Here is a 20356-nt window from a genome sequence, read left to right as displayed (position 1 = left end):
TCACATCGCCTTTCCGTCGGCGCCGAAGCGATGCAGCTTGGCCTTGTCTGCTGTCAGGTAGATGGTGTCGCCATGATGGACGGCGAGTTCGCCGTCGGCACGCACCGTCAGCGGACCGACGCCATCGGCCTGGACATGCAGGAAGGTGTCGGAGCCGAGATGCTCGGCGACGCCGACGACCGCCTTCCATTCGCCCGCCGTGGTCGAGATCTCCAGGTGCTCGGGACGGATGCCGATGGTCTTGGCGCCGTTTTTGGCAGCCGGCGCGCCTTCGATCAGGTTCATCTTCGGCGAGCCGATGAAGCCGGCGACGAACAGGTTCTTCGGCGTCTTGTAGAGCTCCATCGGCGAGCCGACCTGCTCGATGTTGCCGGCGTTCAGCACGACGATCTTGTCGGCCATGGTCATGGCTTCGACCTGATCGTGGGTGACGTAGATCATGGTCGTCTTGAGCTGATGGTGCAGCTCGCTGATCTCCAGCCGCATGGTGCCGCGCAGTGCCGCATCGAGATTGGACAGCGGCTCATCGAACAGGAAGGCGGTCGGCTGACGCACGATGGCGCGGCCGATGGCGACGCGCTGGCGCTGGCCGCCGGAAAGCTGGCCCGGCCGGCGTTCGAGATAGTTGGTCAGGTTGAGCACGCGCGCCGCGTCTCCCACCTTCTTGTCGATGGTCGCCTTGTCCTCGCCGGCCATCTTCAGCGGGAAGCCGATGTTCTTGGCCACCGTCATGTGCGGATAGAGCGCGTAGGACTGGAACACCATGGCCAGCTTGCGCTTGGCCGGGGCCTCGCCGGTGACGTCGCGGCCGTCGATGTTGATGGAGCCGCCGCTGGTGTCCTCGAGCCCGGCGATCAGGCGCAGCAGCGTTGACTTGCCGCAACCCGACGGGCCGACAAAGACGACGAACTCGCCATTCTCGATCACCAGGTCGAGACCGGGGATGATGGACGTCGATCCAAAAGATTTGGAGACGTTCTTGAGCGTGATGTTTCCCATGATTTCCTCCCCGAGGGGTTATTTCTGCCGATTGCTTCGGGCAATTCCGTTACTTCACCGCACCACCAATTATTTGACCGCACCAAATGTCAGGCCGCGAACCAGCTGCTTCTGGCTGAACCAGCCCATGATCAGGATCGGCGCGATGGCCAGTGTCGAGGCGGCCGAAAGCTTGGCCCAGAACAGTCCTTGCGGGCTGGAGAACGAGCTGATGAAGGCGGTCAGCGGTGCGGCTTCCGTCGTCGTCAGCCGGATTGTCCAGAACGCCTCGTTCCAGGCCAGGATGATGTTGAGCAGCATCGTCGAGGCGATGCCCGGCACCGCCATCGGCGTCAGCACATAGACGATCTCGTTCCACAGCGAAGCGCCGTCCATGCGCGCCGCTTCCAGGATTTCGCCCGGTATTTCGCGGAAATAAGTGTAGAGCATCCACACCACGATCGGCAGGTTGATCAGCATCAGCATGATCATCAGGCCGATGCGGCTGTCGAGCAGTCCTGTGTCGCGGAAGATCAGATAGATCGGGAACAGCACCGCGACCGCGGGCATCATCTTGGTGGACAGCATCCACATCAAGATGTCTTTGGTCCGCTTGGTCGGCGAGAAGGCCATCGACCATGCCGCCGGTATGGCGACCAGCAGGGCCAGGATGGTCGAGCCAACAGAGAGCAGTACCGAGTTGAAGAAGAACTTGAAGTAGCCGCTTTGCGCCTGAACCTCGGCATAGCTCTCGAACGTTCCCGACGGGATGATGCTGAAGCCCTGGATGGCTTCCTGCTCCGACTTGAACGAGGTGATGATCGTGTAGAGGATCGGGAAGAAGATCAGCAGGGCGACGACCCAGGCGGCAACTGTCGCAATCGTCTTGTGCTGGGTGGTGACTGAGCGTGCCATCGTAGCCTCCCTTACTTGTCCAGGTTCTTGCCGACGGCGCGCATGGCGAAGAAGGCAACGATGTTGGCGAGAATGACGGCGATCACACCGCCGGCGGATGCCTGGCCGATTTTGAATTCCAGCAACGCCTTCTGGTAGACGAGGAAAGGCAGGTTGGTGGAAGCGTATCCCGGGCCGCCATTGGTGGTGACGAGGATCTCGGCATAGACGGAGAGGAGGAAGATCGTCTGGATCAGGATGACGACCGTGATGGCGCGCGACATGTGCGGCAGCGTCAGATAGATGAAGCGGCTGATGAAACCGGCGCCGTCCATCTCGGCGGCTTCCTTCTGCTCACCGTCGAGCGACTGCAGCGCGGTCAAGAGGATGAGCGTCGCGAAAGGCAGCCACTGCCAGGCGACGATGATGATGATCGCCAGCATCGGATGTTGCCCGAACCAGTCGATCGGCTGGGCCCCGAAGAAGCGGGCTATGTCGGCGAACACCCCGTATTGCGGGTGCATGATCATGTTCTTCCAGACCAATGCGGCCACCGGCGGCATGACGAAGAACGGTGAGATGACGAGGATGCGCACGATGCCCTGGCCCCACATCGGCTGGTCGATCAGCAGCGCCAGCATGATGCCGCCGATCACCGTGATCAGGAGCACGCTGACCACCAGGGTGAGCGTGTTGAGGATCGATTGCAGGAAGGCCGGGTTGGAATAGAACAGCGCGTAGTTCGAGAAGCCGACGAAGCCGTCGCGGATCGGATTGAGCGGGTTGTATTGCTGGAAGGAGAACCAGATGGTGATGACCAGCGGCACAATCATCCAGACGAACAGCAGCACCACGGATGGCGCCATCATGAAACGGGCAAGCGAACGGGTCTGCTGAGTAGCCATGACGGTCACCCTTCACTGGTCAGACGGAATTTTCAAAAGGCGTTAAAGGCGGCCGCCCGAACTGGGAACTCGGGCGGCCGTTGCCGGTCAAGGAGGCGACCGGCAGTCGGCACCGGGAGGAGCCTTACTTGATGTATCCGCCTTCGGTCATTGCCGCGGTGGCAGCGTCCTGGGCCTGCTTCAGCGCATCGTCGACGCTCGACTGGCCGGCAAGAGCCGCCGAGAAGAGCTGGCCGACCGTGGTGCCAAGACCCTGGAACTCAGGGATGGCGACGAACTGAACGCCGACATAGGGCACCGGCTTGACGGTCGGATGCGTCGGATCGGCGGCATTGATCGAGTCCAGCGTCATCTTGGCGAACGGAGCCGCCTTCTGGTACTCGGCGTTGGCATAGAGCGAGGAGCGCGTGCCCGGAGGAACGTTGGCCCAGCCTTCCTTCGAAGCGACGAGCTCCGCATAGTGCTTGCTGGTTGCCCAGGAGACGAACTTCTCGGCGGCATCGGCCTTTTGCGTGCCGGCGGGAATGGCCAGCGACCAGGCCCACAGCCAGTTGCCGCGCTTGCCCAGACCATTGTCGGGCGCCAGCGCATAACCGACCTTGTCGGCGACGGTCGAGTTCTTCGGATCCGAAACGAAGGACGCGGCGACCGTGGCGTCGATCCACATGCCGCATTTGCCCTGCTGGAACAGCGCCAGGTTTTCGTTGAAGCCGTTGGAGGACGCGCCCTCGGGGCCGTCGGCCTTCATCAGGTCGACATAGAACTGCAACGTGTTCTTCCATTCCGGCTGATCGAACTGCGGCTTCCAGTTCTCGTCGAACCAGCGCGCGCCGAAGGAATTCGACATGGCGGTCAGGAAAGCCATGTTCTCGCCCCAGCCGGCCTTGCCGCGCAGGCACACGCCGTTCACGCCATTGGCGCGATCGGTCATCTTGTCGGCGGCCTGCTTGATGAAGTCCCAGGTCGGCGCGTCGGGCATCTTCAGCCCGGCTTTCTCCATCAGGTCCTTGCGGTACATGACGAAGGAGCTTTCGCCGTAGAAGGGCGCGGCATAGAGCTTGCCGTCGACCGAAAGGCCGCCGGCGATGGCCGGGATGATGTCCTTGGCGTCATAGTCGTCGCCGAGCTTGTCGAGCGGCAGCAGCCAGCTCTGCTTGGCCCAGATCGGAACCTCATAGGTGCCGATGGTCATCACGTCGTACTGGCCGCCCTTGGTGGCGATGTCGGTGGTGACGCGCTCGCGCAGCACGTTTTCCTCGAGCGTAACCCAGTTGAGCTGGATGTCGGGGTTCGCCTTGGTGAAGTCCTCGGTCAGCTTTTGCATGCGGACCATATCGCCATTGTTGACGGTGGCGATGGTGATGGATTCGGCATGTGCGGCGAACGCAAGCGTGCTGGCCGACAACAAGCCCAGGGTGAGCGTGCGAAGTTTCATCAAATTCCTCCCTTGAACCAAGATGAGCATTTGCCTTGGCTTTGGGCAATTACTCACTTGGTGTGAATTATGTCAAGTCGGATTCGATGCTGCAGCGCAGCACCCGGGGCGACACCGCGGGCCGGGACGAGCAGAAACTGCCAAGGCGAGGATCGTCCCGGCCGCATACAGTGAGGCAACAGCGGATAGATCAGCGAGAATCAGGTGCAGCCCGGAAGCTTGCCGGTCAGCAGGCGATCTCGGCCAGCAGCCAGTCGCGGAAGGCACGGATCTTCGGCACGTTGCGGCGCGCCTCGGGGTAGACCAGCCAATAGGCATGGCCGTCGTCGCCAACCAGATCGAAAGGCTGGATCAGGCGCCCGTCGGCGAGTTCCGCCTTGAACAGCGCCCTGGTCAGGATCGCGACGCCATGACCGGCGATCGCCGCATTGGCCTCATAGGCCTGCGCGCCCATGCTGCTGCCGGGCCGCTTGGCAAGATCGTGCGAGTGCACGCCGGCAGTCTCGAACCATTGCGTCCACCAGATGTCGCCGGGATCGAGGATCGGCAGCCGCAGCAGGTCCGCCGGCTCCCTGACGCCGCCGATGCTTGCCGCGAGCTTCGGGCTCAGCATCGGCGTGAAGTCGGCATCGAGCAGCTTGTAGGCTTCCAGCCCCGGCCATTTGCCGCCGCCCGACCGAATGGCGAGGTCGACATCCTCGCGGGCGAAATCCGTCAGCCGGCTCGACGTTTCGAGCCGCACGGCAAGGGAAGGATGAGCGATCTGGAAAGAGCCCAGATGGTGCGCCAGCCAGTTCGAGGCAAAGGTCAGCACCGTCGTGACGCACAGCAATCCATCGGCGCCGCCACGCGCCGCCGCATAGGCCTGGCCGAGAATGGCAAAGGCTTCGCTGACCGCCGGCGCGAGGCGCTGTCCGGCCTCGGTGAGTGCGATCTGGCGCGGCCGGCGCAGGAACAGCGGCGCGCCGACCCGTTCCTCCAGCACCTTGATCTGATAGCTGACCGCCGCTTGCGTCATGGCAAGTTCCTCGGCCGCCTTGGTGAAGGAAAGATGCCGCGCCACCGCTTCGAACACCCGGATCGCCTGTAGCGGCGGAAGCTGTGAAACCTGCCGAGAGCTGAGGTCCGGCATAAAGCCTCCTTATGGGTCCTTATCGACGTTCGATTGGCAAAGGCCGCCGTCAAGGCCGACATTCCCAGTCAACCCGTCATTCGGGTCAGGATAGCGAAGGTTGACGATCATGACCATGGCGCAGCAAAAATGCACTCCCGCTCCGGATCACCGCTGGTTTTCGTGGCTTACGGATGGATTCGGCTGGTTCGCGGCCAAGAAAAGGGCACATCTCGACATCAGGGACCTGTCGCCGCATCTGCAGCGCGATCTCGGTTTTCTCGATGGCAACGACCCTTTCGGGCGGCACGGCTAGTGCGGTTGGTTTTATCGCAAACCAGTTGTGGTTCCGGTCAGATGCTGGCCAGCAGGGCGGCGGCGGTCCGCTCATCGGTGATGAGGCCGTTGATCAGCCGCCGGTTCGCGGCCGCCAGGATGCCTGGCAGCTTTCGTTCGCCCATCGCCAGTGCGATGACCAGCGATTTCTCGCGTGACGGCAGCGACGCCGACGACACCCGGTCGTTGGTGATGCCTTCGATCATGCGGCCTTCCCTATCGAACACCCAGCCGACGATCTCGGCGATGCCGCCGGCCTTCTGCAGCGCCTTCAATTCGCTCTCCGAAATGAAGCCGTCCTCGTAGAGCGGCGCCTTGGGGCCGAGGTCGCCGATGCCGATGAAGGTGACGTCGGCCTCGGCGGCAAGCGCAAGCGTCGGCTGGATCATCGGCTGGTTGAGCAGCATCTCGCGCTCCTCCGGCGACGAGGCGATGACCGGCAAGGGCATCGGGAAGGAGCGCGCCTTGACCCTGTCGGCCATGGTGAAGATGACGTTGTAGAAGGCGGCCGAGCCGTCCGGCGAGATGTTGCCGGTCAACGACACCACCTTGTGCTGCGGGCATTCCATCGGCGGCAGCTGCTCGATCGCCGCCTTCAGCGTGCGCCCGGTGCCGATCGCCATGACGATCGGGGTCGGTGACCGCAGCCGCCGCTCGATCTCGGCGGCAGCCGCCTCGGCGATGCCGATCGTGGTCGAGGACGAATTGGGATCGCTCGGCACCACTTCGACCAGATCGAGCGCAAAGCGCGATCTCAGCCGTGCCGCCAGATCGAGGCAGTTGGCGATCGGATGGTCGACGCGAACCTTGATCAAGCCCTCCGACACCGCCAGCGACACCAGCCGCTGCGCCGTTTGCCGCGAGATGCCAAGCGTCGAAGCGATCTGGTCCTGTGTGTTGCCGGCAACATAATAAAGCCAGCCGGCGCGCGCCGCATCGTCCAGCCTGTTGCTGCCACCATCCTGCCGGCTATTCAAAGTCCTGCCTCCCGAGACCGCCGGTCATGAGAGCGGCCCATGCCCACTTTGGCAGGGAACGGCCTGCTGTGCAATTGTCAATCTCGGGGGCAATTGCTTGCTGTTCCTCGGCGTAGGCACGGCCCGGTTTCTCGTCTCCCACGATGCCTGTATCGCCAAAGAGACTTAACCGCGGTCCCGGCAGGCGGCACGTTCTTGCGCTCCGAAGGTTTATCTCCCGGCTCAAACCCTTTAAGGGATGGCAAAAAGGAGCCTCGCATGACGCCGAAAGCGGTTTTCTGGGACATGGACGGCACGCTGGTCGACAGCGAACCGCTGCACGAAGCAGCCCTGGTGGCGGCGATGCGCAATGTCGGCCTTGTCCCGCCCGACGATCTGCATGAGCGCGTGCTCGGCGTCGCCGCCTGGCCGGTCTACGAGATGATGCGCGACGAGTTCGGCCTGGACCTGCCTTTCGACGACTGGATCGTGCGCAAATACGAGCATTATCTGCCGTTGGTCGAGGGGCTGAAGCCGCGCCCCGGCGCGATCGAGATCTTCAACGAGCTGCGTGCAAGAGGCATCCAGCAGGCCGTGGTCTCGAATTCGGACCGGATGATCGTCGACGCCAATCTGAGCATGGTCGGCCTGATCTACCCCGGCATGAAGACGATCAGCCGCAACGATGTGCGCGAAGGCAAGCCGCATGCCGAGCCGTTCCTGCGCGCCGCCTATCTGGCCGATGTCGAGCCTGCGCACGCCGTGGCGATCGACGACAGCTGGCCGGGCGCCATGGCGGGACTGGCGGCGGGCATGAAGACGATCTTCTGGCCGGAAAAGCCGATGGAGGGCCCGCCCGGCGCTATCGTCATCAACAGTGCCGAGGAATTGCGGGAGCAGCTGGGGCTTTGAACGCCTCGCAAACGTAGACGCTGCACGTCATCTACAGGTCGAAAGTACCGATCCTAGCCGATGCTACGCGCAGCCCGCGCCTTTTCAAAGGCGGCCACGGTCTCCGGGTCAAGATCAATCAAGCGGGCGAGATGGTTGATATCTGTAAAATGGTCCCAAAGCATCATGAACCCCTTGTCATTGTCCATATTATGAAACTTAAAATCTGAGCCCAAAGTTGGGTCGATTGTTTCGACATCCTTTAATCCTTCTACGCCTAAGCCGAAAAAACCATCTTCGGCCACATAGAAAACAACTCGATCCTTAAATACCCAATCATCAGGTGTATAAAACGCAATCGCGTAGACGTCGTATTCTTTCTTGCGGCCTTTATTCCTTATCTTCATGTTAATTTGCTTCCGATGCGTCGAATGGGGCGACCCCTCCCGCTTCCAGCAAACTAGTTTCGCTCGCGGAAGTCTCCGCTCCTAATTCCGGTAAACCGGCTCCTGCTCGTCGAGGATCGCCTTCAACTCGCTGAGATGGCGTTCGGCCTGGCCGGGATAGTCGTCCATCTCGCTCGCCGCCTTTTCGGCGATCGCGTCGGAAAGCGTACGCAGCGGGCGGCCGGTCCAAAGCGCCTTGATGTAGGTCTCGGCGGCGCGTTCGAAATAGAACATGCGGTTGAAGGCATCGGCGACCGTGTCGCCGATGACCAGCACGCCGTGATTGCCCATCACCATCACCTTGACCTTGGGATCGACGAGAAGCTGCGAGCAGCGCTCGCCCTCCTCCTCGAAGGCCAGCCCGCCATAATGCGCGTCGACGACATGGCGATTGAAGAACATCGCCGAATTCTGGTCGATCGGCGGCAATGTCGAGTCAGCGAGCGATGCCAGCACCGTGGCGTGGATCGAGTGCACATGCATGACACAGCGCGCGTGGCGCACATTGCGATGGATGGCGCCATGCAGGCCCCATGCCGTCGGGTCGGGTGCGTTCGGCCCCGAAAGCGTTTCTGGATCGTTGGCATCGATCATCAGAAGGTCGCTCGCCTTGATGCGCGAGAAATGCACCTGGTTGGGGTTCATCAGGAACTGTGTGCCATCGTCATTGACAGCCAGCGAGAAGTGATTGGCCACCGCCTCGTGCATGTTGAGCCGTGCCGTCCAGCGGAAGGCGCAGGCGAGATCGACGCGCTCCTCATAGTAGGGCAGGTTGGTCAGCGTTTCCTTTTGCAGGCGGGCGATGCTCATCCTAAATCCTCCGGTTTCGGCAAGAATGCCGTGGCCAGTCGATCCCCGCAACCGGTTTTGGTTGGTGCAGGGATGGCTGTCTCACGCCGCCGTGCTGGCAGCGGCAGCGCCGGCTCGCAGGCCGCCATGCTCGATGATGAAATCGATCACCTCCTGCAGCCCCTTGCCGCGCGACAGGTCGGTGAAGCCAAACGGCCGTCTTCCGCGCATGCGGCCGGCGTCGCTCTCCATGACATCGAGGTTGACGTTCACGTAAGGAGCAAGATCGCTCTTGTTGATCACCAGGAAATCGGAGCGGGTGATCGCCGGCCCGCCCTTGCGCGGAATCTCCTCCCCCTGGCAAACCGAGATGACATAGAGCGTCAGGTCGGCGAGGTCGGGCGAGAAGGTCGCGGCAAGATTGTCGCCGCCGGATTCGATGAAGACGATGTCGAGATCCGGAAACTTTCGGTTCATCTCGGCGATTGCCTGCAGATTGATCGACGCATCCTCGCGGATGGCGGTATGCGGGCAGCCGCCGGTCTCGACACCCATGATGCGGTCCTCGGGCAGTGCCTGCAGCCGCGCCAGCATCATGGCGTCTTCCTTGGTGTAGATGTCGTTGGTGACGACGGCGATGGAAAACTCGTCGCGCAGCGCCTTGCACAGTTTTTCGGTCAGCGTCGTCTTGCCCGAACCGACCGGGCCGCCAATGCCGATGCGCAGCGGGCCATTTGTCTGTGTCATGTCGGAAACTCCGTGATGGCGAGGATGGCAAAGCCGAGCCCGATCAGCAGGCACAGCGGCGAGTAATAGCGCAGGTCGAGCCGCGCGAAAGGTTGTTCCGGCGCCAGCCGCCGCCACCATGGCGTGAAGCCGACTATGCCGCGGCCCAGGAACACCAGACCGATGAGCAGCGAAGTGGCGGCGAGCCCCTGCTTTGGGAAGGGTGAAGCAAAGACGCCTGCGAGCGCCAGCGGCCACAGTGTCGCCAGGCACAGGCACGCGGCCACGGCAAAACTGGCGAACGGCGTCGGCATCTCATCGACACCGCGAAAGCCGACCACGGCGCGAGCGCAGGAGGCTGCGTCCTGGCCCGGCCAGATGCCGCCAAGGCCCCAATAGACATGCAGCGTGGTGATCAGCAGCAGGACAAAGGAGAGCGAGCAGGCGAGAAGGATCATGAGCGGAACAGTCGCGAATACTGGGTTTCATGCTTCATCGCCATGACATCGGAAACGAAGGCGCAGCCGCCGAGATCATCCAATGTCGAGCGCGCGGCGCGGCTTGCGGTCACCAGCGCCAGCGGCTCGAAGCCGGCTAACAACGTGGTCGCGCCGCTCTGGCCGACGATGCCAAGCCGGATCGCGGCCTGGACGAGGTTGGAGAAGAAGGTTTGCAGGAAGGCGGACAGCGCGTCCTGAAGCGCGATGCCGTTGCCGCCGGCAATGGCGCCGACGGCGACGCAATAGGCGCATTCGGCCGGCAGGCGCGCCAGCACCGGATTAGGCCAGGCCGCCGCCGCTTTGAGGAAGGCCGCACCCTGCAGCATGGTCTCGGTATGGCGTTCGCGCGAGCCGGCCAGCGCCTCGGCGAGCGCGGCTATTTCATCGAGATCACCGGCGCCGCGTGCCCGGCGCCAGCTCTCGGCGAACAGCACGGCGTCGTTCCAGCCCGAACCGATCTCGACAAGCGTTTCCAGCCAGTCGGCCAGGCTCCCGGCATCGGCAACCAGCCCGTCATGCACCGCGCGCTCGAGGCCATGGCTGTAGGAAAAGCCGCCGATCGGAAAGGCCGGCGACAGCCACGCCATCAATCGCAGCAGGGCGATGTTCGAAGGCTGGTCAGTCATGATCGTGGTGATGGCCGGCGTGACTGTGCGAATGGGAATGCGATTCGCCATGAGAATGGCTGTGCGCTTCGGCGTGGCTGTGCGCATGCGCATGGCCGTGATCGTGGCTTTGCCCGCCATGCCCGGAATAGGCGCCGCGCACCGGCTTGAACGGTTCGGAAACGTCGGCCACCGTGGCGCCCAGCCCCTCCAGCATCGCCTTGATGACATGGTCGCGCAGGATGAGGATGCGTCCGGCCTCGATGCTCGCCGCGAGATGGCGGTTGCCGATGTGCCAGGCGAGCTCGGCCAGATGCACGCCGTCGCGGGCGCGGATGTCATAAACCTCTTCCGGCGCCGCGACGATCTCGACATGGCCGCCATCCTCCAGCACCAGCCGGTCGCCATCGTTCAAGGCGACGGGTTCGGGCAGGTCGACCAGCACCTTGCTGCCGTCGGCAAGCTCGATGGCGCGGCGGCGCAGATGCCGCTCGTCATGGGCGAGTATGGCCCGGCCTGACGGTAGGGTGGTTCCGGCATTGCCGGCGGACAGTACGGAGACGGCGCGCGGGAATTTGGTGAAGTCGGTGTTGAGGTTGAGCTTCATTTCATGGATCCCCCATTTGCTTGCGCCCGTGCACGGGCGGGCCGTGCCAGCACGCGGTCGAAATAGGCGTTGACGCGCTCGGAGTCGACCGGGAATCGGCCGGCGCGAGCCCAGCCGCCCATGTCGCCGAGCAGCACATCGACAGCGGAAAACCGATCGCCGAGCGCAAACGGTTTGTCGCCCAGCCGCCGCTCCAGCGCCTTCAGTTCCGAGGCAAAATCGTAAGCCGCCGCAGGACCGACATCGACGCGCACATCCCTAGGCAGCAGGAAGCGATGGCGCAATTTGTTCCACAGCGGCGCTTCCAACTCGCTCTGGGCGAAATGCATCCAGGAATCCATCTCGGCCCGGCCGGCGACACCCGGATTGGCGCCCATTCCCTTGTCCGCGTGCTTGTCGGCGAGATAAACGCAGATCGCCGCCGAATCCGTCACCGTCAGTTCGCCGTCGATGAGGATCGGCACCTTGCCCGATGGGTTGAGCGCATAGGCTTCCGGCGAGCGCAGATGAACCTCGACGAATTCATAAGGCTGCCCGAGCTCCTCGAGCATCCAGAGAACGCGGCTGACCCGGGATCCGCGCGATCCAACGGCCTTGTACATGTCGACCCTGCCTTTTCCCAACAAGCTAGACCATCGCGTTCGTTCAGACGATGGTGTCGAAGAGCCGCAGGATGAACGATATCTGGTAGATAAGCGCCGCCGTGACGAAGGCGATGTGGAAGCGGCGATCGCGCACCAGGATCGCGATGATGCAGAGCGCGACGAAGACCGGCGTGCGGAACAGATACTCGCTGCCGAAGCGGGCGAAATGCTCCGGCCCTTTCAGCAGCGTGTCGACCACGTCGAGCAGATAGGTCGCCGCCAGCAGGCCGAAGAACCAGGCGCGGCGCGAATAGAAGAAATCCTCGTAGCTGGTGTAGTCCAGCATCGAATCCGGGAACAACAGCGCGCACAGCAGGAACAGCGTGATCGCGTAGAAGATGATGAACAAATATTTGCCGAAGGTCCAGGTTTCGATGGCGTAGAGGCCGAACTCCCACCACCAGAAATGCACCAGCATCAACAGCACCGAAGCGACCCAGGCCAGATGCACGGGATAAAGCCGGTATTGGCCCGGATGCTGGACGATGCGCGCCACGCCCGACAGCAGGCGTGCGACGCCAAGCCCGATCACCATGCCCATGACGATGCGGATATGCGGGAAGATGTCGTGGGCGGAAGCGATTTCGGTGGCCATGCTCGATCACAATGCAACTGTTGGTCGACCGCATATTGCTGCCTCCCACTAAGGGCTGCAACGGATAATGCTCGCCCGGTCGAAGCGCCGCTTCAGAACAGAAAATACCGCTGCGCCATCGGCAGCACCGTTGCCGGCTCGCAGGTCAAAAGCTCACCGTCGGCGCGCACCTCGTAGGTTTCGGGATCGACCTCGATATGCGGCGTGGCGTCGTTGAGCACCATCGAATGCTTGCCGATGCCGCCGCGGGTGTTCTCGACGGCGACGAACTGCTTGTCGACGCCAAGCCTGCCATGCAGCCCCGACTCGAGCGCTGCCTTTGAAACGAAGGTCACCGACGAATTGGTTCGCGCCTTGCCATAGGCGCCGAACATCGGCCGGTAGTGCATCGGCTGCGGCGTCGGGATCGAGGCGTTGGGATCGCCCATCGGTGCTGCGGCGATCATGCCGCCGATCAGCACCATGTCCGGCTTGACGCCGAAGAAGGCCGGGTTCCACAGCACCAGGTCGGCGCGCTTGCCGACCGCGATCGAGCCGATATCTTTCGACAGCCCATGCGCGATGGCCGGGTTGATCGTGTATTTGGCGATGTAGCGGCGGACGCGGAAATTGTCGTTGTTGCCGGTCTCCTGCGGCAGCGAGCCGCGCTGGCGTTTCATCTTGTCGGCGGTCTGCCAGGTGCGAATTGCGACTTCGCCGACGCGGCCCATGGCCTGGCTGTCCGACGAGATGATCGAGAAGGCGCCGATGTCATGCAAAATGTCTTCCGCCGCGATCGTTTCCTTGCGGATGCGGCTTTCGGCGAAGGCGATGTCTTCGGGGATCGACGGCGACAAATGATGGCAGACCATCAGCATGTCGAGATGCTCGGCCAGCGTGTTGACGGTGTAGGGCCGCGTCGGGTTGGTCGAGGACGGGATGACGTTGGGCAGGCCGCAGACCTTGATGATGTCGGGCGCGTGGCCGCCGCCGGCGCCCTCGGTGTGGAAGGCGTGGATGGTGCGGCCCTTGATCGCCGCCACCGTGTTCTCGACAAAGCCGGATTCGTTCAGCGTGTCGGTGTGGATCATCACCTGCACGTCGTAGTCGTCGGCAACCGACAGGCAGCAATCGATCGCCGCCGGCGTCGTGCCCCAGTCCTCGTGCAGCTTCAGCGAGCAGGCGCCGCCCAGCACCATTTCCTCGAGCGCGGCGGGCAGTGAGGCATTGCCCTTGCCAGACAGGCCGATGTTCATCGGGAAGGCATCGAAGGACTGGATCATGCGGGCCATGTGCCATGGCCCCGGCGTACAGGTGGTGGCCAGCGTGCCGTGCGCCGGACCCGTGCCGCCGCCGAGCATGGTGGTGATGCCCGACATCAGCGCTTCCTCGATCTGCTGCGGGCAGATGAAGTGGATATGCGCGTCGAAGCCGCCTGATGTCAGGATCTTGCCTTCGCCGGCGATGATCTCGGTGCCGGGGCCGATGATGATGGTGACGCCATCCTGCGTGTCCGGATTGCCGGCCTTGCCGATGGCCGCGATGCGGCCGTCCCTGAGGCCGATATCGGCCTTGAAGATGCCTGCGCTGGCATCGATCACCAGTGCGTTGGTGATCACGGTATCGACGGCGCCTTGCGCCCTGGAAACCTGGCTCTGGCCCATGCCGTCGCGGATCACCTTGCCGCCGCCGAATTTCACCTCTTCGCCATGGATGGTGAGATCCTTCTCGACCTCGATGAACAGTTCGGTGTCGGCAAGCCGCACTCTGTCGCCGACCGTCGGACCATACATCTGCGCATAGGCGGCGCGGGTAATTCTGGCCATCAGCGATTGCTCCTGAAATGCGGTTGGATTGAAGCGATGCTGCACATTGCTGCCATCCTATGGTCACGCAATGACCCGCTGGGCGACACCTTCTGATCCCATTTGGCGGTTGAGGTTAGGGGGTCACCCCAGACCGACCGTTTGCCAATCGATGGAAAGGAAAATCCATGCGCAAAACGATAGTTCTTGCCGCCGCGGCCAGCCTGATGCTGGCGGGCGCCGCCAGTGCCCAGCAGCAACCCGCGCCACAGCCCACTCCGGCGCCGGCAACGCCTGCTCCAGCCACGCCTCAGGCTCAGCCGGCGGTGCCGACGATCCAGAGCGTCAACATCGTCGACATCACGGAACTGCCAAAGGACACCCAGACGCAGGTCAACCAGGTGATCGCCCAGCGCGGCGATGACGGCTTGAAGAAACTGCGCAGCTCGATCGACGCCACGCCCAAGGTGAAGTCGGCGCTGGAGGCCAAGGGAATGACCTCTGCTCAGGTGGTCGCGGCCAGTATGGAACCCAATGGCGCACTGACCCTGATCACCAAGAAGGCGAGCTGACGCCACGGCACGGCGGGCCGGCATCCGGCCGGCCGGCCGCATCGGGAAAGGAACCTTCGCCGGGCGGGAGTCGTTTTGTTCTTTTCGCGCTAACCCGCGCCCCGAAACGACTTCCCTCAGGAGCGAGCGATGGCGATCACTTCTTTCTCGACCAGAATGCAGGCAGTCGCCGCCTTGGCGTTCCTGGCGGCTGCCGGTCCTGCTACCGGACTGAAGGCGCAAGGGCTGGAAAGCACGGAGACCGTCAACCGTATCGTTGGCTCGCAGGTCAAGCAGGAAGAGACCAAGGCCACCACTGAGGCCGCAAACGTCAACACGGCGATCGACCGGACGCGTGAAAACATCGGTACGGTGCGCAAGACGTCCAAGCTCGACAAGGTCGACATCGTGTTCCTCACCGATGCCGCGCGCAGCGAAGGCGGCCCGCCGCCGGAGATCGAAAGCAAGGTCAAGCAGCATCAGGACGACATCACCGAGCTGCGCAAGGAGATCGAGGCCAACGCGCTGCTGTTCAACGCCATAGAATCGCGGCGCGTGCAGGCGCAGGATGTCCTCGCCGTCGAATTCGACGATCCCGGGAAGATTGTCATCTACGCCGCGGCCAAGCCATCGAACTGAGCTGAGCGCGCTGAAAGATCTCACAGCTTGAGATCTCACAGCTTGCCCATCACCTTCTGCTGAAATCCGTAGACCTCGCGCTTGCCGCCGAGCGGCACCAGCGTGACGTCGCGCTCCTGGCCCGGCTCGAAACGCATGGCCGTGCCCGCGGCAATGTCGAGGCGCATGCCCCTGGCGCGCTCACGGTCGAATTTCAGCCCCTCATTGGTCTCGAAGAAATGGTAGTGGCTGCCGACCTGGATCGGCCGGTCGCCGCTGTTGGCGACTTTCAGGGTGACGGTCGGCAGGCCCTTGTTGAGCTCGATGTCGCCGCCCACCGTGATGATCTCACCGGGGATCATGGTCACCCTCACACGATGCCGAAGGCGAGGCCGATGCCGATCGCCGCGCAAGCGGCACCGGCAGCACGGAGCACTCCACGGAACCGGATGCCGAGACTGAGACCTGCAGCGATGCCGGCGGCATGCAGCAACAGCGTGGCGATGGCAAAGCCGGCCATGTATTCAAGCCCGCCGGCATTCTCCGGCACTTCGGCGCCATGCGCGTGGCCGTGGAACAGCGCGAACAGGCCGATGATGGCGACGCCGGCCGAGACCGGCAGATCGATCGCCAGCGCCACCAGCAGCCCGAGCGTCACGACCGATGCCAGTATGCCCGGTTCGACGAAGGGCAGCGGCATATGCAGCATGCCCAGCGCGCCGCCGACCAGCATGACACCGACAAAAGCCGCCGGCCAGGCAAGAATCGCCTTGCCGCCCTTGAGCGCCGCCCACAGTCCGACCGCGATCATCACCGTCATGTGGTCGAGCCCGGAAAGCGGGTGCATGAAGCCGGCCGTGAAGGAGGAGGCCGTGCCGATGCCGACATGGGCATAGGCCGGCATGGCAGCGGCCAGCAGCAGGATCGCCGACAGGCAGAGGCGTTTGGCAGGGATCATTCTATTTGCCTTTCGTTTTGATCGGTCTGGTGTTTACGCCGCCTTGCGGGGGCCGCAGCCTTCGGCCTTGAGAACGCGTCTGCTCGACGCCGGATATTTCTTCAGCATCGCCACTGGGCGGATCGGCCGCGCCGAAAAACCACCGCCGCAATTGGGGCAGATGCCGCCCAACACCTGTTCCACGCATCCGGCGCAAAAGGTGCACTCGAAGGTGCAGATCACCGCATCCGTCGCCTCCGGCGGCAGGTCCTTGTCGCAGCATTCGCAGTTGGGACGCAGCTCCAGCATCCTGTCCTCCTCAACGGATCGGTTCGTGCACGGTCACCAGCTTGGTGCCGTCGGGAAAAGTCGCCTCGACCTGCACATCATGGATCATCTCGGCGATGCCTTCCATGACTTGCGCGCGGCTGACGACATGAGCGCCGGCTTCCATCAGTTCGGCGACCGGGCGGCCGTCGCGCGCGCCTTCGACGACGAAGTCGGTGATCAGCGCGATCGCTTCCGGATGGTTGAGCTTGATGCCGCGATCGAGCCGCTTGCGCGCCACGATCGCCGCCATGGCGATCAGCAGCTTGTCCTTTTCCCTCGGCGTCAGGTTCATGCGTTTCCCTGGATTGGTAGAGATGGGCCTATAGTGACCATAATTTGGGCAACCCCGCCCTTCCGTTGAGCAATTCGACGAGTGGAACCAGCCGCTGGCGCAGCCGGTAGCCGTCCCCGGCGTAGAGCCTCGCAAGAAGCTTGCCAGATTTCTTCACGCTCCAGGCACTGGCGCTGCCGTGGTCGCCGACGATCTCCAGAACCCGGTCGAGCAGGGCCTCGGCGCGCGGCGACACCAGAAGCAGCGTCGCCACCGCAATCGCGCCGCCGGCAACCGCCGGGCGATCGAGCGTGGCGGCGATATCGGGTCCGATGCGGAAATCCTCGGCATGAACGAGGGCGCCATCCTGGCGCACACGCCAGCGGTCATGGAAGTAGCCCTGCGTGGCGCGCTCGCCCATCGCCAGGCGACCGAAGACGGCGGCTTCCAGCACCAGCGCCTCGGCGCCGACGGCAAGCTCGACGTCGAGCGTGCGGGCAAAGGCCGCCCGGTCGAAGACGATGGTTTCCTGCGGCAGCCAGGCGATGCGCCCGTTTTCGCCGACCGACAAATTGACCCGCACTTCGGCACGGTCGGATGCCGCCCGGTAGATCTTCTCGCAGGCCTGGGTGGTGATCGATGCCGAAGCGGCCGCGCCGACATCCACCTCCCAGGCGATACGGTCGCCGCCGGTCATCCCGCCGGCGGTGTTGATCAGCACCGCTTCGAGCGGATCGGTCGAGACGGCCGGCATCCTTATCTTGGCGGCGCCGTCCTGATAGAGGCGCCGCAGGCGCGTGCGGTCCTCACTGAGCGCGCAGGAAAGCCGCGCGACGCCCGCAACGCGCTGCGTCGAAATCCCGTCATGTTCGCCGCTAGGTTCGCCCATATCCATGCCTGCACGTTAAGCACTCCGTCGGCTTTGTCGATATGGAGTTCGATATAGCTTGTTGCTTGACAACGTTTCGGTTTCTATAGAGGGAACCACCTTGGTACGGTCATGCTGCGCTTGGCGGGGGTATTAAACGACGACGGCGGCTTGATACCAGGAGAAAAAGGGGCGCTGCTCAGTTGGCGTCGGGAAACGTCGAGATAGTGGGGAAGGAACCGAATGGCCGACCAGCTGGCAACGGATATCATCGCGAAGATCAAGGCTCATGCCGAGCCGGGCGGCGAAGAAATCACCACCACCACCGAATTGACCTCGCTTGGCATCCATTCGCTCGAGCTGACGGAGATTATCTTCGATCTTGAGGAAGAGTATGGCATCGAGATCGAGATGAACACGGTCGACGCCTGGAGCAATCTGAAGAATGTCGGCGACATGGTCGAAGCTGTGCGCGCGCTGATCGCGAAAAAAGCCTGAACTGAATGCGGCAGCGCGTTGTCATCACCGGCATGGGCGGCATTTGCGGGCTCGGCACCAGCGCGCCCGCGATCTGGAACGAGATGCGCGCCGGCCGCTCGGCCATCGGCCAGATCACAAGTCCCCAACTGCATGATTTGAAGGTCAAGGTCGGCTGCGAAATCAAGGCGCTTCCCGATCACGGCATCGACCGCAAGCAGACCGTGTCGATGGACCGCTTCAGCCTGCTGGCGACGATCGCAGCCAGGGAAGCCATGCAGCAGTCCGGCCTGGTTTCGAACGAGACCAACACCTATCGGATGGGCACCGTCGTCGGTGTCGGCGTCTGCGGCTGGGAGGCGATCGAAGAGAACTATCGCGCCATCCTGATCGAAGGCAAGAATCGCGCCGGCATCTTCACCGTGCCAAAGGTCATGCCAAGTGCTGCCTCCGGCCATGTCAGCATGAATCTGGGCCTGCGCGGCCCGGTCTTCGGCGTCACCTCGGCCTGCTCCTCATCCAACCACGCCATCGCCTCGGCCGTCGACCAGATCAGGCTTGGCCGCGCCGACGTGATGGTCGCCGGCGGCACCGATGCGCCGCTGGTCTGGGGCATCCTGAAGGGCTGGGAAGCATTGCGCGTGCTGGCGCCCGACACCTGCCGCCCCTTCTCGGCCGACCGCCAGGGACTGTCGCTCGGCGAGGGCGCCGGCATGGCGGTTCTGGAGACGTACGAGCACGCGATGGCGCGCGGCGCCACCATCCTTGCCGAGGTCGCCGGCGCCGGCCTCTCCGCCGACGCCTCCGACATTGTCGCTCCGACCGTCGAAGGGCCGACGGCGGCCATGCGCGCCTGCCTGGCCGATGCCGGCTTCAATCCCGAGGATGTCGACTACCTCAATGCCCATGGCACCGGCACCAAGGCCAACGACCAGATCGAGACGGCAGCGATCAAGCGCGTCTTCGGCGACCATGCCTACAAGCTTTCGGTGTCGTCGACCAAGTCGATGCACGCCCATTGCCTCGGCGCATCGGGTGCTCTGGAGATGATCGCCTGCGTGATGGCGATCCGCGAAGGCATCGTGCCGCCGACGGCCAATTTTCGTGAGGCCGATCCCGATTGCGACCTCGACGTCACGCCGAATGTGCCGCGCGAGCGCAAGGTGCGCGCCGCGATCAGCAACGGCTTCGCGTTCGGCGGCACCAATGCCGTGCTGGCCTTCAAGGCCGTCTGAACAAGGTTGTCTGATCTAGAGCAATTCTAGGAAAAGTGTTAAGCGGTTTTCCGTCTAGAATTGCGTCAAAACAAAGAGTTAGAGCAGATCGCCGTTTCCGTGAAACGGTGAAATGCTCTAAGCGCGCCGCTCGGCGCGAACCCCATTCAGGAGTTCCCATGGCAGACCTGTCCGCCTTTCCGATCGCAACGCGTTGGCCGGCCAAGCATCCGGACCAGCTCCAGCTCTATTCGGCGACCACGCCGAACGGCGTGAAGATATCGATCGCCCTGGAAGAGCTCGGACTGCCCTACGAGCCGCATTGGGTCAACATCGGTCAGAATGAAAGCTGGACGCCGGAATTCCTGTCGCTCAACCCCAACGGCAAGATCCCGGCGGTCATCGATCCGAACGGTCCGGACGGCAAGCCGATCGGCCTGTTCGAATCCGGCGCCATCCTGCTCTACCTCGCTGAAAAGACCGGCCTGCTTATGCCCGTGGACGCCGCGCGCCGCTATGAGACCATCCAGTGGGTGTTCTTCCAGATGGCCTCGGTCGGGCCGATGTTCGGCCAGGTCGGCTTCTTCCACAAATTCGCCGGTCGCGAGATCGCCGACAAACGCCCGCTGGAGCGTTATCGCGACGAGTCAAAGCGACTGCTCGGTGTGCTCGACGGCAGGCTGAAGGGGCGCAAGTGGATCATGGGCAATGACTACACCATCGCCGACATCTCGCTGCTCGGCTGGGTGCGCAACCTGATCGGCTTCTACGAAGCGCGCGAACTCGTCGGTTTCGACGATTTCGTCAATGTGGCGGCATGGCTGGAGCGTGGCCTGGCGCGTCCAGCGGTTCAAAAGGGCCTGACTATCCCAGCCAAGGGATAGCCAA

The 20356-nt window shown here is 63.2% G+C and carries 27 protein-coding genes; 7 read left to right on the top strand and 20 right to left on the bottom strand.

Annotated elements, in window-relative coordinates; translation table 11 throughout:
• From MESCI2_RS0131970 to gcvA, 5 genes are all read right to left on the bottom strand, one after another.
• Positions 1 to 999 (bottom strand): ABC transporter ATP-binding protein, encoded by a 999-nt coding sequence (locus tag MESCI2_RS0131970; protein ID WP_027040047.1) that lies wholly within the window; start codon positions 997 to 999, stop codon positions 1 to 3.
• Between the two features lie 69 nt (positions 1000 to 1068).
• Positions 1069 to 1893 (bottom strand): carbohydrate ABC transporter permease, encoded by an 825-nt coding sequence (locus tag MESCI2_RS0131965; RefSeq protein WP_027040046.1) that lies wholly within the window; start codon positions 1891 to 1893, stop codon positions 1069 to 1071.
• A gap of 11 nt (positions 1894 to 1904) precedes the next feature.
• Entirely contained in the window at positions 1905 to 2777 is an 873-nt protein-coding gene (locus MESCI2_RS0131960) for a carbohydrate ABC transporter permease (protein ID WP_027040045.1), read from the bottom strand.
• Between the two features lie 124 nt (positions 2778 to 2901).
• Positions 2902 to 4212, bottom strand: a complete 1311-nt coding sequence (locus MESCI2_RS0131955; RefSeq protein WP_027040044.1) for an ABC transporter substrate-binding protein — start codon at positions 4210 to 4212, stop codon at positions 2902 to 2904.
• 226 nt (positions 4213 to 4438) lie between these two features.
• Entirely contained in the window at positions 4439 to 5344 is a 906-nt protein-coding gene (gene gcvA / locus MESCI2_RS0131950) for a transcriptional regulator GcvA (RefSeq protein ID WP_027040043.1), read from the bottom strand.
• 109 nt (positions 5345 to 5453) lie between these two features.
• Here gcvA and MESCI2_RS0131945 point away from each other — a divergent pair, with 109 nt between their 5' ends.
• Entirely contained in the window at positions 5454 to 5639 is a 186-nt protein-coding gene (locus MESCI2_RS0131945) for a hypothetical protein (RefSeq protein WP_027040042.1), read from the top strand.
• Positions 5640 to 5676: 37 nt separating this feature from the next.
• Here MESCI2_RS0131945 and MESCI2_RS0131940 read toward each other — a convergent pair whose 3' ends face one another.
• On the bottom strand, positions 5677 to 6636 hold the full coding sequence (locus tag MESCI2_RS0131940; RefSeq protein WP_013528410.1) for a sugar-binding transcriptional regulator: 960 nt from the start codon (positions 6634 to 6636) through the stop codon (positions 5677 to 5679).
• Positions 6637 to 6894: 258 nt separating this feature from the next.
• Between MESCI2_RS0131940 and MESCI2_RS0131935 the strand changes: the two genes are divergently transcribed.
• Positions 6895 to 7527: an HAD family hydrolase gene (locus MESCI2_RS0131935; protein WP_027040041.1), complete on the top strand. Its 633-nt coding sequence runs from the start codon at positions 6895 to 6897 to the stop codon at positions 7525 to 7527.
• Between the two features lie 53 nt (positions 7528 to 7580).
• Here MESCI2_RS0131935 and MESCI2_RS0131930 read toward each other — a convergent pair whose 3' ends face one another.
• The 9 genes from MESCI2_RS0131930 to ureC all read right to left on the bottom strand — a co-directional run bounded on the left by MESCI2_RS0131930 (position 7581) and on the right by ureC (position 14223).
• Positions 7581 to 7913, bottom strand: coding sequence for a hypothetical protein (locus MESCI2_RS0131930; RefSeq protein WP_027040040.1), 333 nt, complete (start codon positions 7911 to 7913; stop codon positions 7581 to 7583).
• 81 nt (positions 7914 to 7994) lie between these two features.
• Entirely contained in the window at positions 7995 to 8762 is a 768-nt protein-coding gene (locus tag MESCI2_RS0131925; protein WP_027040039.1) for a class II aldolase and adducin N-terminal domain-containing protein, read from the bottom strand.
• Between the two features lie 81 nt (positions 8763 to 8843).
• Complete coding sequence (ureG, locus tag MESCI2_RS0131920; RefSeq protein WP_027040038.1) at positions 8844 to 9488, bottom strand: urease accessory protein UreG; 645 nt, start codon at positions 9486 to 9488, stop codon at positions 8844 to 8846.
• Positions 9485 to 9925, bottom strand: a complete 441-nt coding sequence (locus tag MESCI2_RS0131915) for a DUF3995 domain-containing protein (RefSeq protein WP_027040037.1) — start codon at positions 9923 to 9925, stop codon at positions 9485 to 9487. Before MESCI2_RS0131915 ends, ureG begins: the two co-directional genes overlap by 4 nt.
• Positions 9922 to 10593 (bottom strand): urease accessory protein UreF, encoded by a 672-nt coding sequence (locus MESCI2_RS0131910; protein ID WP_032901440.1) that lies wholly within the window; start codon positions 10591 to 10593, stop codon positions 9922 to 9924. Before MESCI2_RS0131910 ends, MESCI2_RS0131915 begins: the two co-directional genes overlap by 4 nt.
• Positions 10586 to 11179 carry an urease accessory protein UreE gene (ureE, locus tag MESCI2_RS0131905; protein WP_027040035.1) on the bottom strand — a complete coding sequence of 198 codons (594 nt, stop codon included), beginning with the start codon at positions 11177 to 11179 and terminating at the stop codon, positions 10586 to 10588. The genes MESCI2_RS0131910 and ureE overlap by 8 nt, the downstream gene beginning before the upstream one ends.
• The gene (locus MESCI2_RS0131900; protein ID WP_027040034.1) at positions 11176 to 11781 is read right to left on the bottom strand and encodes a glutathione S-transferase family protein; all 606 of its coding nucleotides are present in this window, start codon (positions 11779 to 11781) and stop codon (positions 11176 to 11178) included. The genes ureE and MESCI2_RS0131900 overlap by 4 nt, the downstream gene beginning before the upstream one ends.
• Positions 11782 to 11824: 43 nt before the next feature.
• On the bottom strand, positions 11825 to 12418 hold the full coding sequence (locus MESCI2_RS0131895) for a hypothetical protein (protein WP_027040033.1): 594 nt from the start codon (positions 12416 to 12418) through the stop codon (positions 11825 to 11827).
• 92 nt (positions 12419 to 12510) lie between these two features.
• Positions 12511 to 14223 carry an urease subunit alpha gene (gene ureC / locus MESCI2_RS0131890; protein WP_027040032.1) on the bottom strand — a complete coding sequence of 571 codons (1713 nt, stop codon included), beginning with the start codon at positions 14221 to 14223 and terminating at the stop codon, positions 12511 to 12513.
• Between the two features lie 167 nt (positions 14224 to 14390).
• Between ureC and MESCI2_RS0131885 the strand changes: the two genes are divergently transcribed.
• Together MESCI2_RS0131885 and MESCI2_RS0131880 are read left to right on the top strand one after the other, a co-directional pair.
• Complete coding sequence (locus MESCI2_RS0131885) at positions 14391 to 14774, top strand: hypothetical protein (RefSeq protein WP_027040031.1); 384 nt, start codon at positions 14391 to 14393, stop codon at positions 14772 to 14774.
• 129 nt (positions 14775 to 14903) lie between these two features.
• Positions 14904 to 15392 (top strand): hypothetical protein, encoded by a 489-nt coding sequence (locus MESCI2_RS0131880; RefSeq protein ID WP_027040030.1) that lies wholly within the window; start codon positions 14904 to 14906, stop codon positions 15390 to 15392.
• A gap of 35 nt (positions 15393 to 15427) precedes the next feature.
• On the opposite strand, the gene MESCI2_RS0131875 is transcribed toward MESCI2_RS0131880, so the two are convergent.
• Genes MESCI2_RS0131875 through MESCI2_RS0131855 form a run of 5 tightly spaced genes read right to left on the bottom strand, consistent with a single transcriptional unit; the run spans position 15428 to position 17798 of the window.
• Complete coding sequence (locus tag MESCI2_RS0131875) at positions 15428 to 15733, bottom strand: urease subunit beta (protein ID WP_027040029.1); 306 nt, start codon at positions 15731 to 15733, stop codon at positions 15428 to 15430.
• 8 nt (positions 15734 to 15741) lie between these two features.
• Complete coding sequence (locus tag MESCI2_RS0131870) at positions 15742 to 16329, bottom strand: HupE/UreJ family protein (RefSeq protein ID WP_027040028.1); 588 nt, start codon at positions 16327 to 16329, stop codon at positions 15742 to 15744.
• Positions 16330 to 16362: 33 nt separating this feature from the next.
• Complete coding sequence (locus tag MESCI2_RS0131865; RefSeq protein ID WP_027040027.1) at positions 16363 to 16617, bottom strand: DUF1272 domain-containing protein; 255 nt, start codon at positions 16615 to 16617, stop codon at positions 16363 to 16365.
• A 10-nt stretch (positions 16618 to 16627) separates the two neighbouring features.
• Positions 16628 to 16930, bottom strand: a complete 303-nt coding sequence (locus tag MESCI2_RS0131860) for an urease subunit gamma (protein WP_027040026.1) — start codon at positions 16928 to 16930, stop codon at positions 16628 to 16630.
• Positions 16931 to 16958: 28 nt separating this feature from the next.
• On the bottom strand, positions 16959 to 17798 hold the full coding sequence (locus tag MESCI2_RS0131855) for an urease accessory protein UreD (RefSeq protein ID WP_155936708.1): 840 nt from the start codon (positions 17796 to 17798) through the stop codon (positions 16959 to 16961).
• Positions 17799 to 18020: 222 nt separating this feature from the next.
• Between MESCI2_RS0131855 and MESCI2_RS0131850 the strand changes: the two genes are divergently transcribed.
• The 3 genes from MESCI2_RS0131850 to MESCI2_RS0131840 all read left to right on the top strand — a co-directional run bounded on the left by MESCI2_RS0131850 (position 18021) and on the right by MESCI2_RS0131840 (position 20352).
• Positions 18021 to 18275: an acyl carrier protein gene (locus MESCI2_RS0131850; protein WP_013528393.1), complete on the top strand. Its 255-nt coding sequence runs from the start codon at positions 18021 to 18023 to the stop codon at positions 18273 to 18275.
• 5 nt (positions 18276 to 18280) lie between these two features.
• On the top strand, positions 18281 to 19489 hold the full coding sequence (locus MESCI2_RS0131845) for a beta-ketoacyl-[acyl-carrier-protein] synthase family protein (RefSeq protein ID WP_027040024.1): 1209 nt from the start codon (positions 18281 to 18283) through the stop codon (positions 19487 to 19489).
• Positions 19490 to 19647: 158 nt separating this feature from the next.
• Positions 19648 to 20352 carry a glutathione S-transferase family protein gene (locus MESCI2_RS0131840; RefSeq protein ID WP_027040023.1) on the top strand — a complete coding sequence of 235 codons (705 nt, stop codon included), beginning with the start codon at positions 19648 to 19650 and terminating at the stop codon, positions 20350 to 20352.
• The last annotated feature ends 4 nt before the right edge of the window (positions 20353 to 20356 follow it).

Origin of the sequence: Mesorhizobium ciceri WSM4083 (assembly GCF_000519305.1) — a bacterium.
Classification (GTDB): Bacteria; Pseudomonadota; Alphaproteobacteria; order Rhizobiales; family Rhizobiaceae; genus Mesorhizobium; species Mesorhizobium ciceri_B.
The sequence above is the reverse complement of the archived record's forward strand: the minus strand, read 5'-3'. Positions and strand labels throughout refer to the sequence as shown.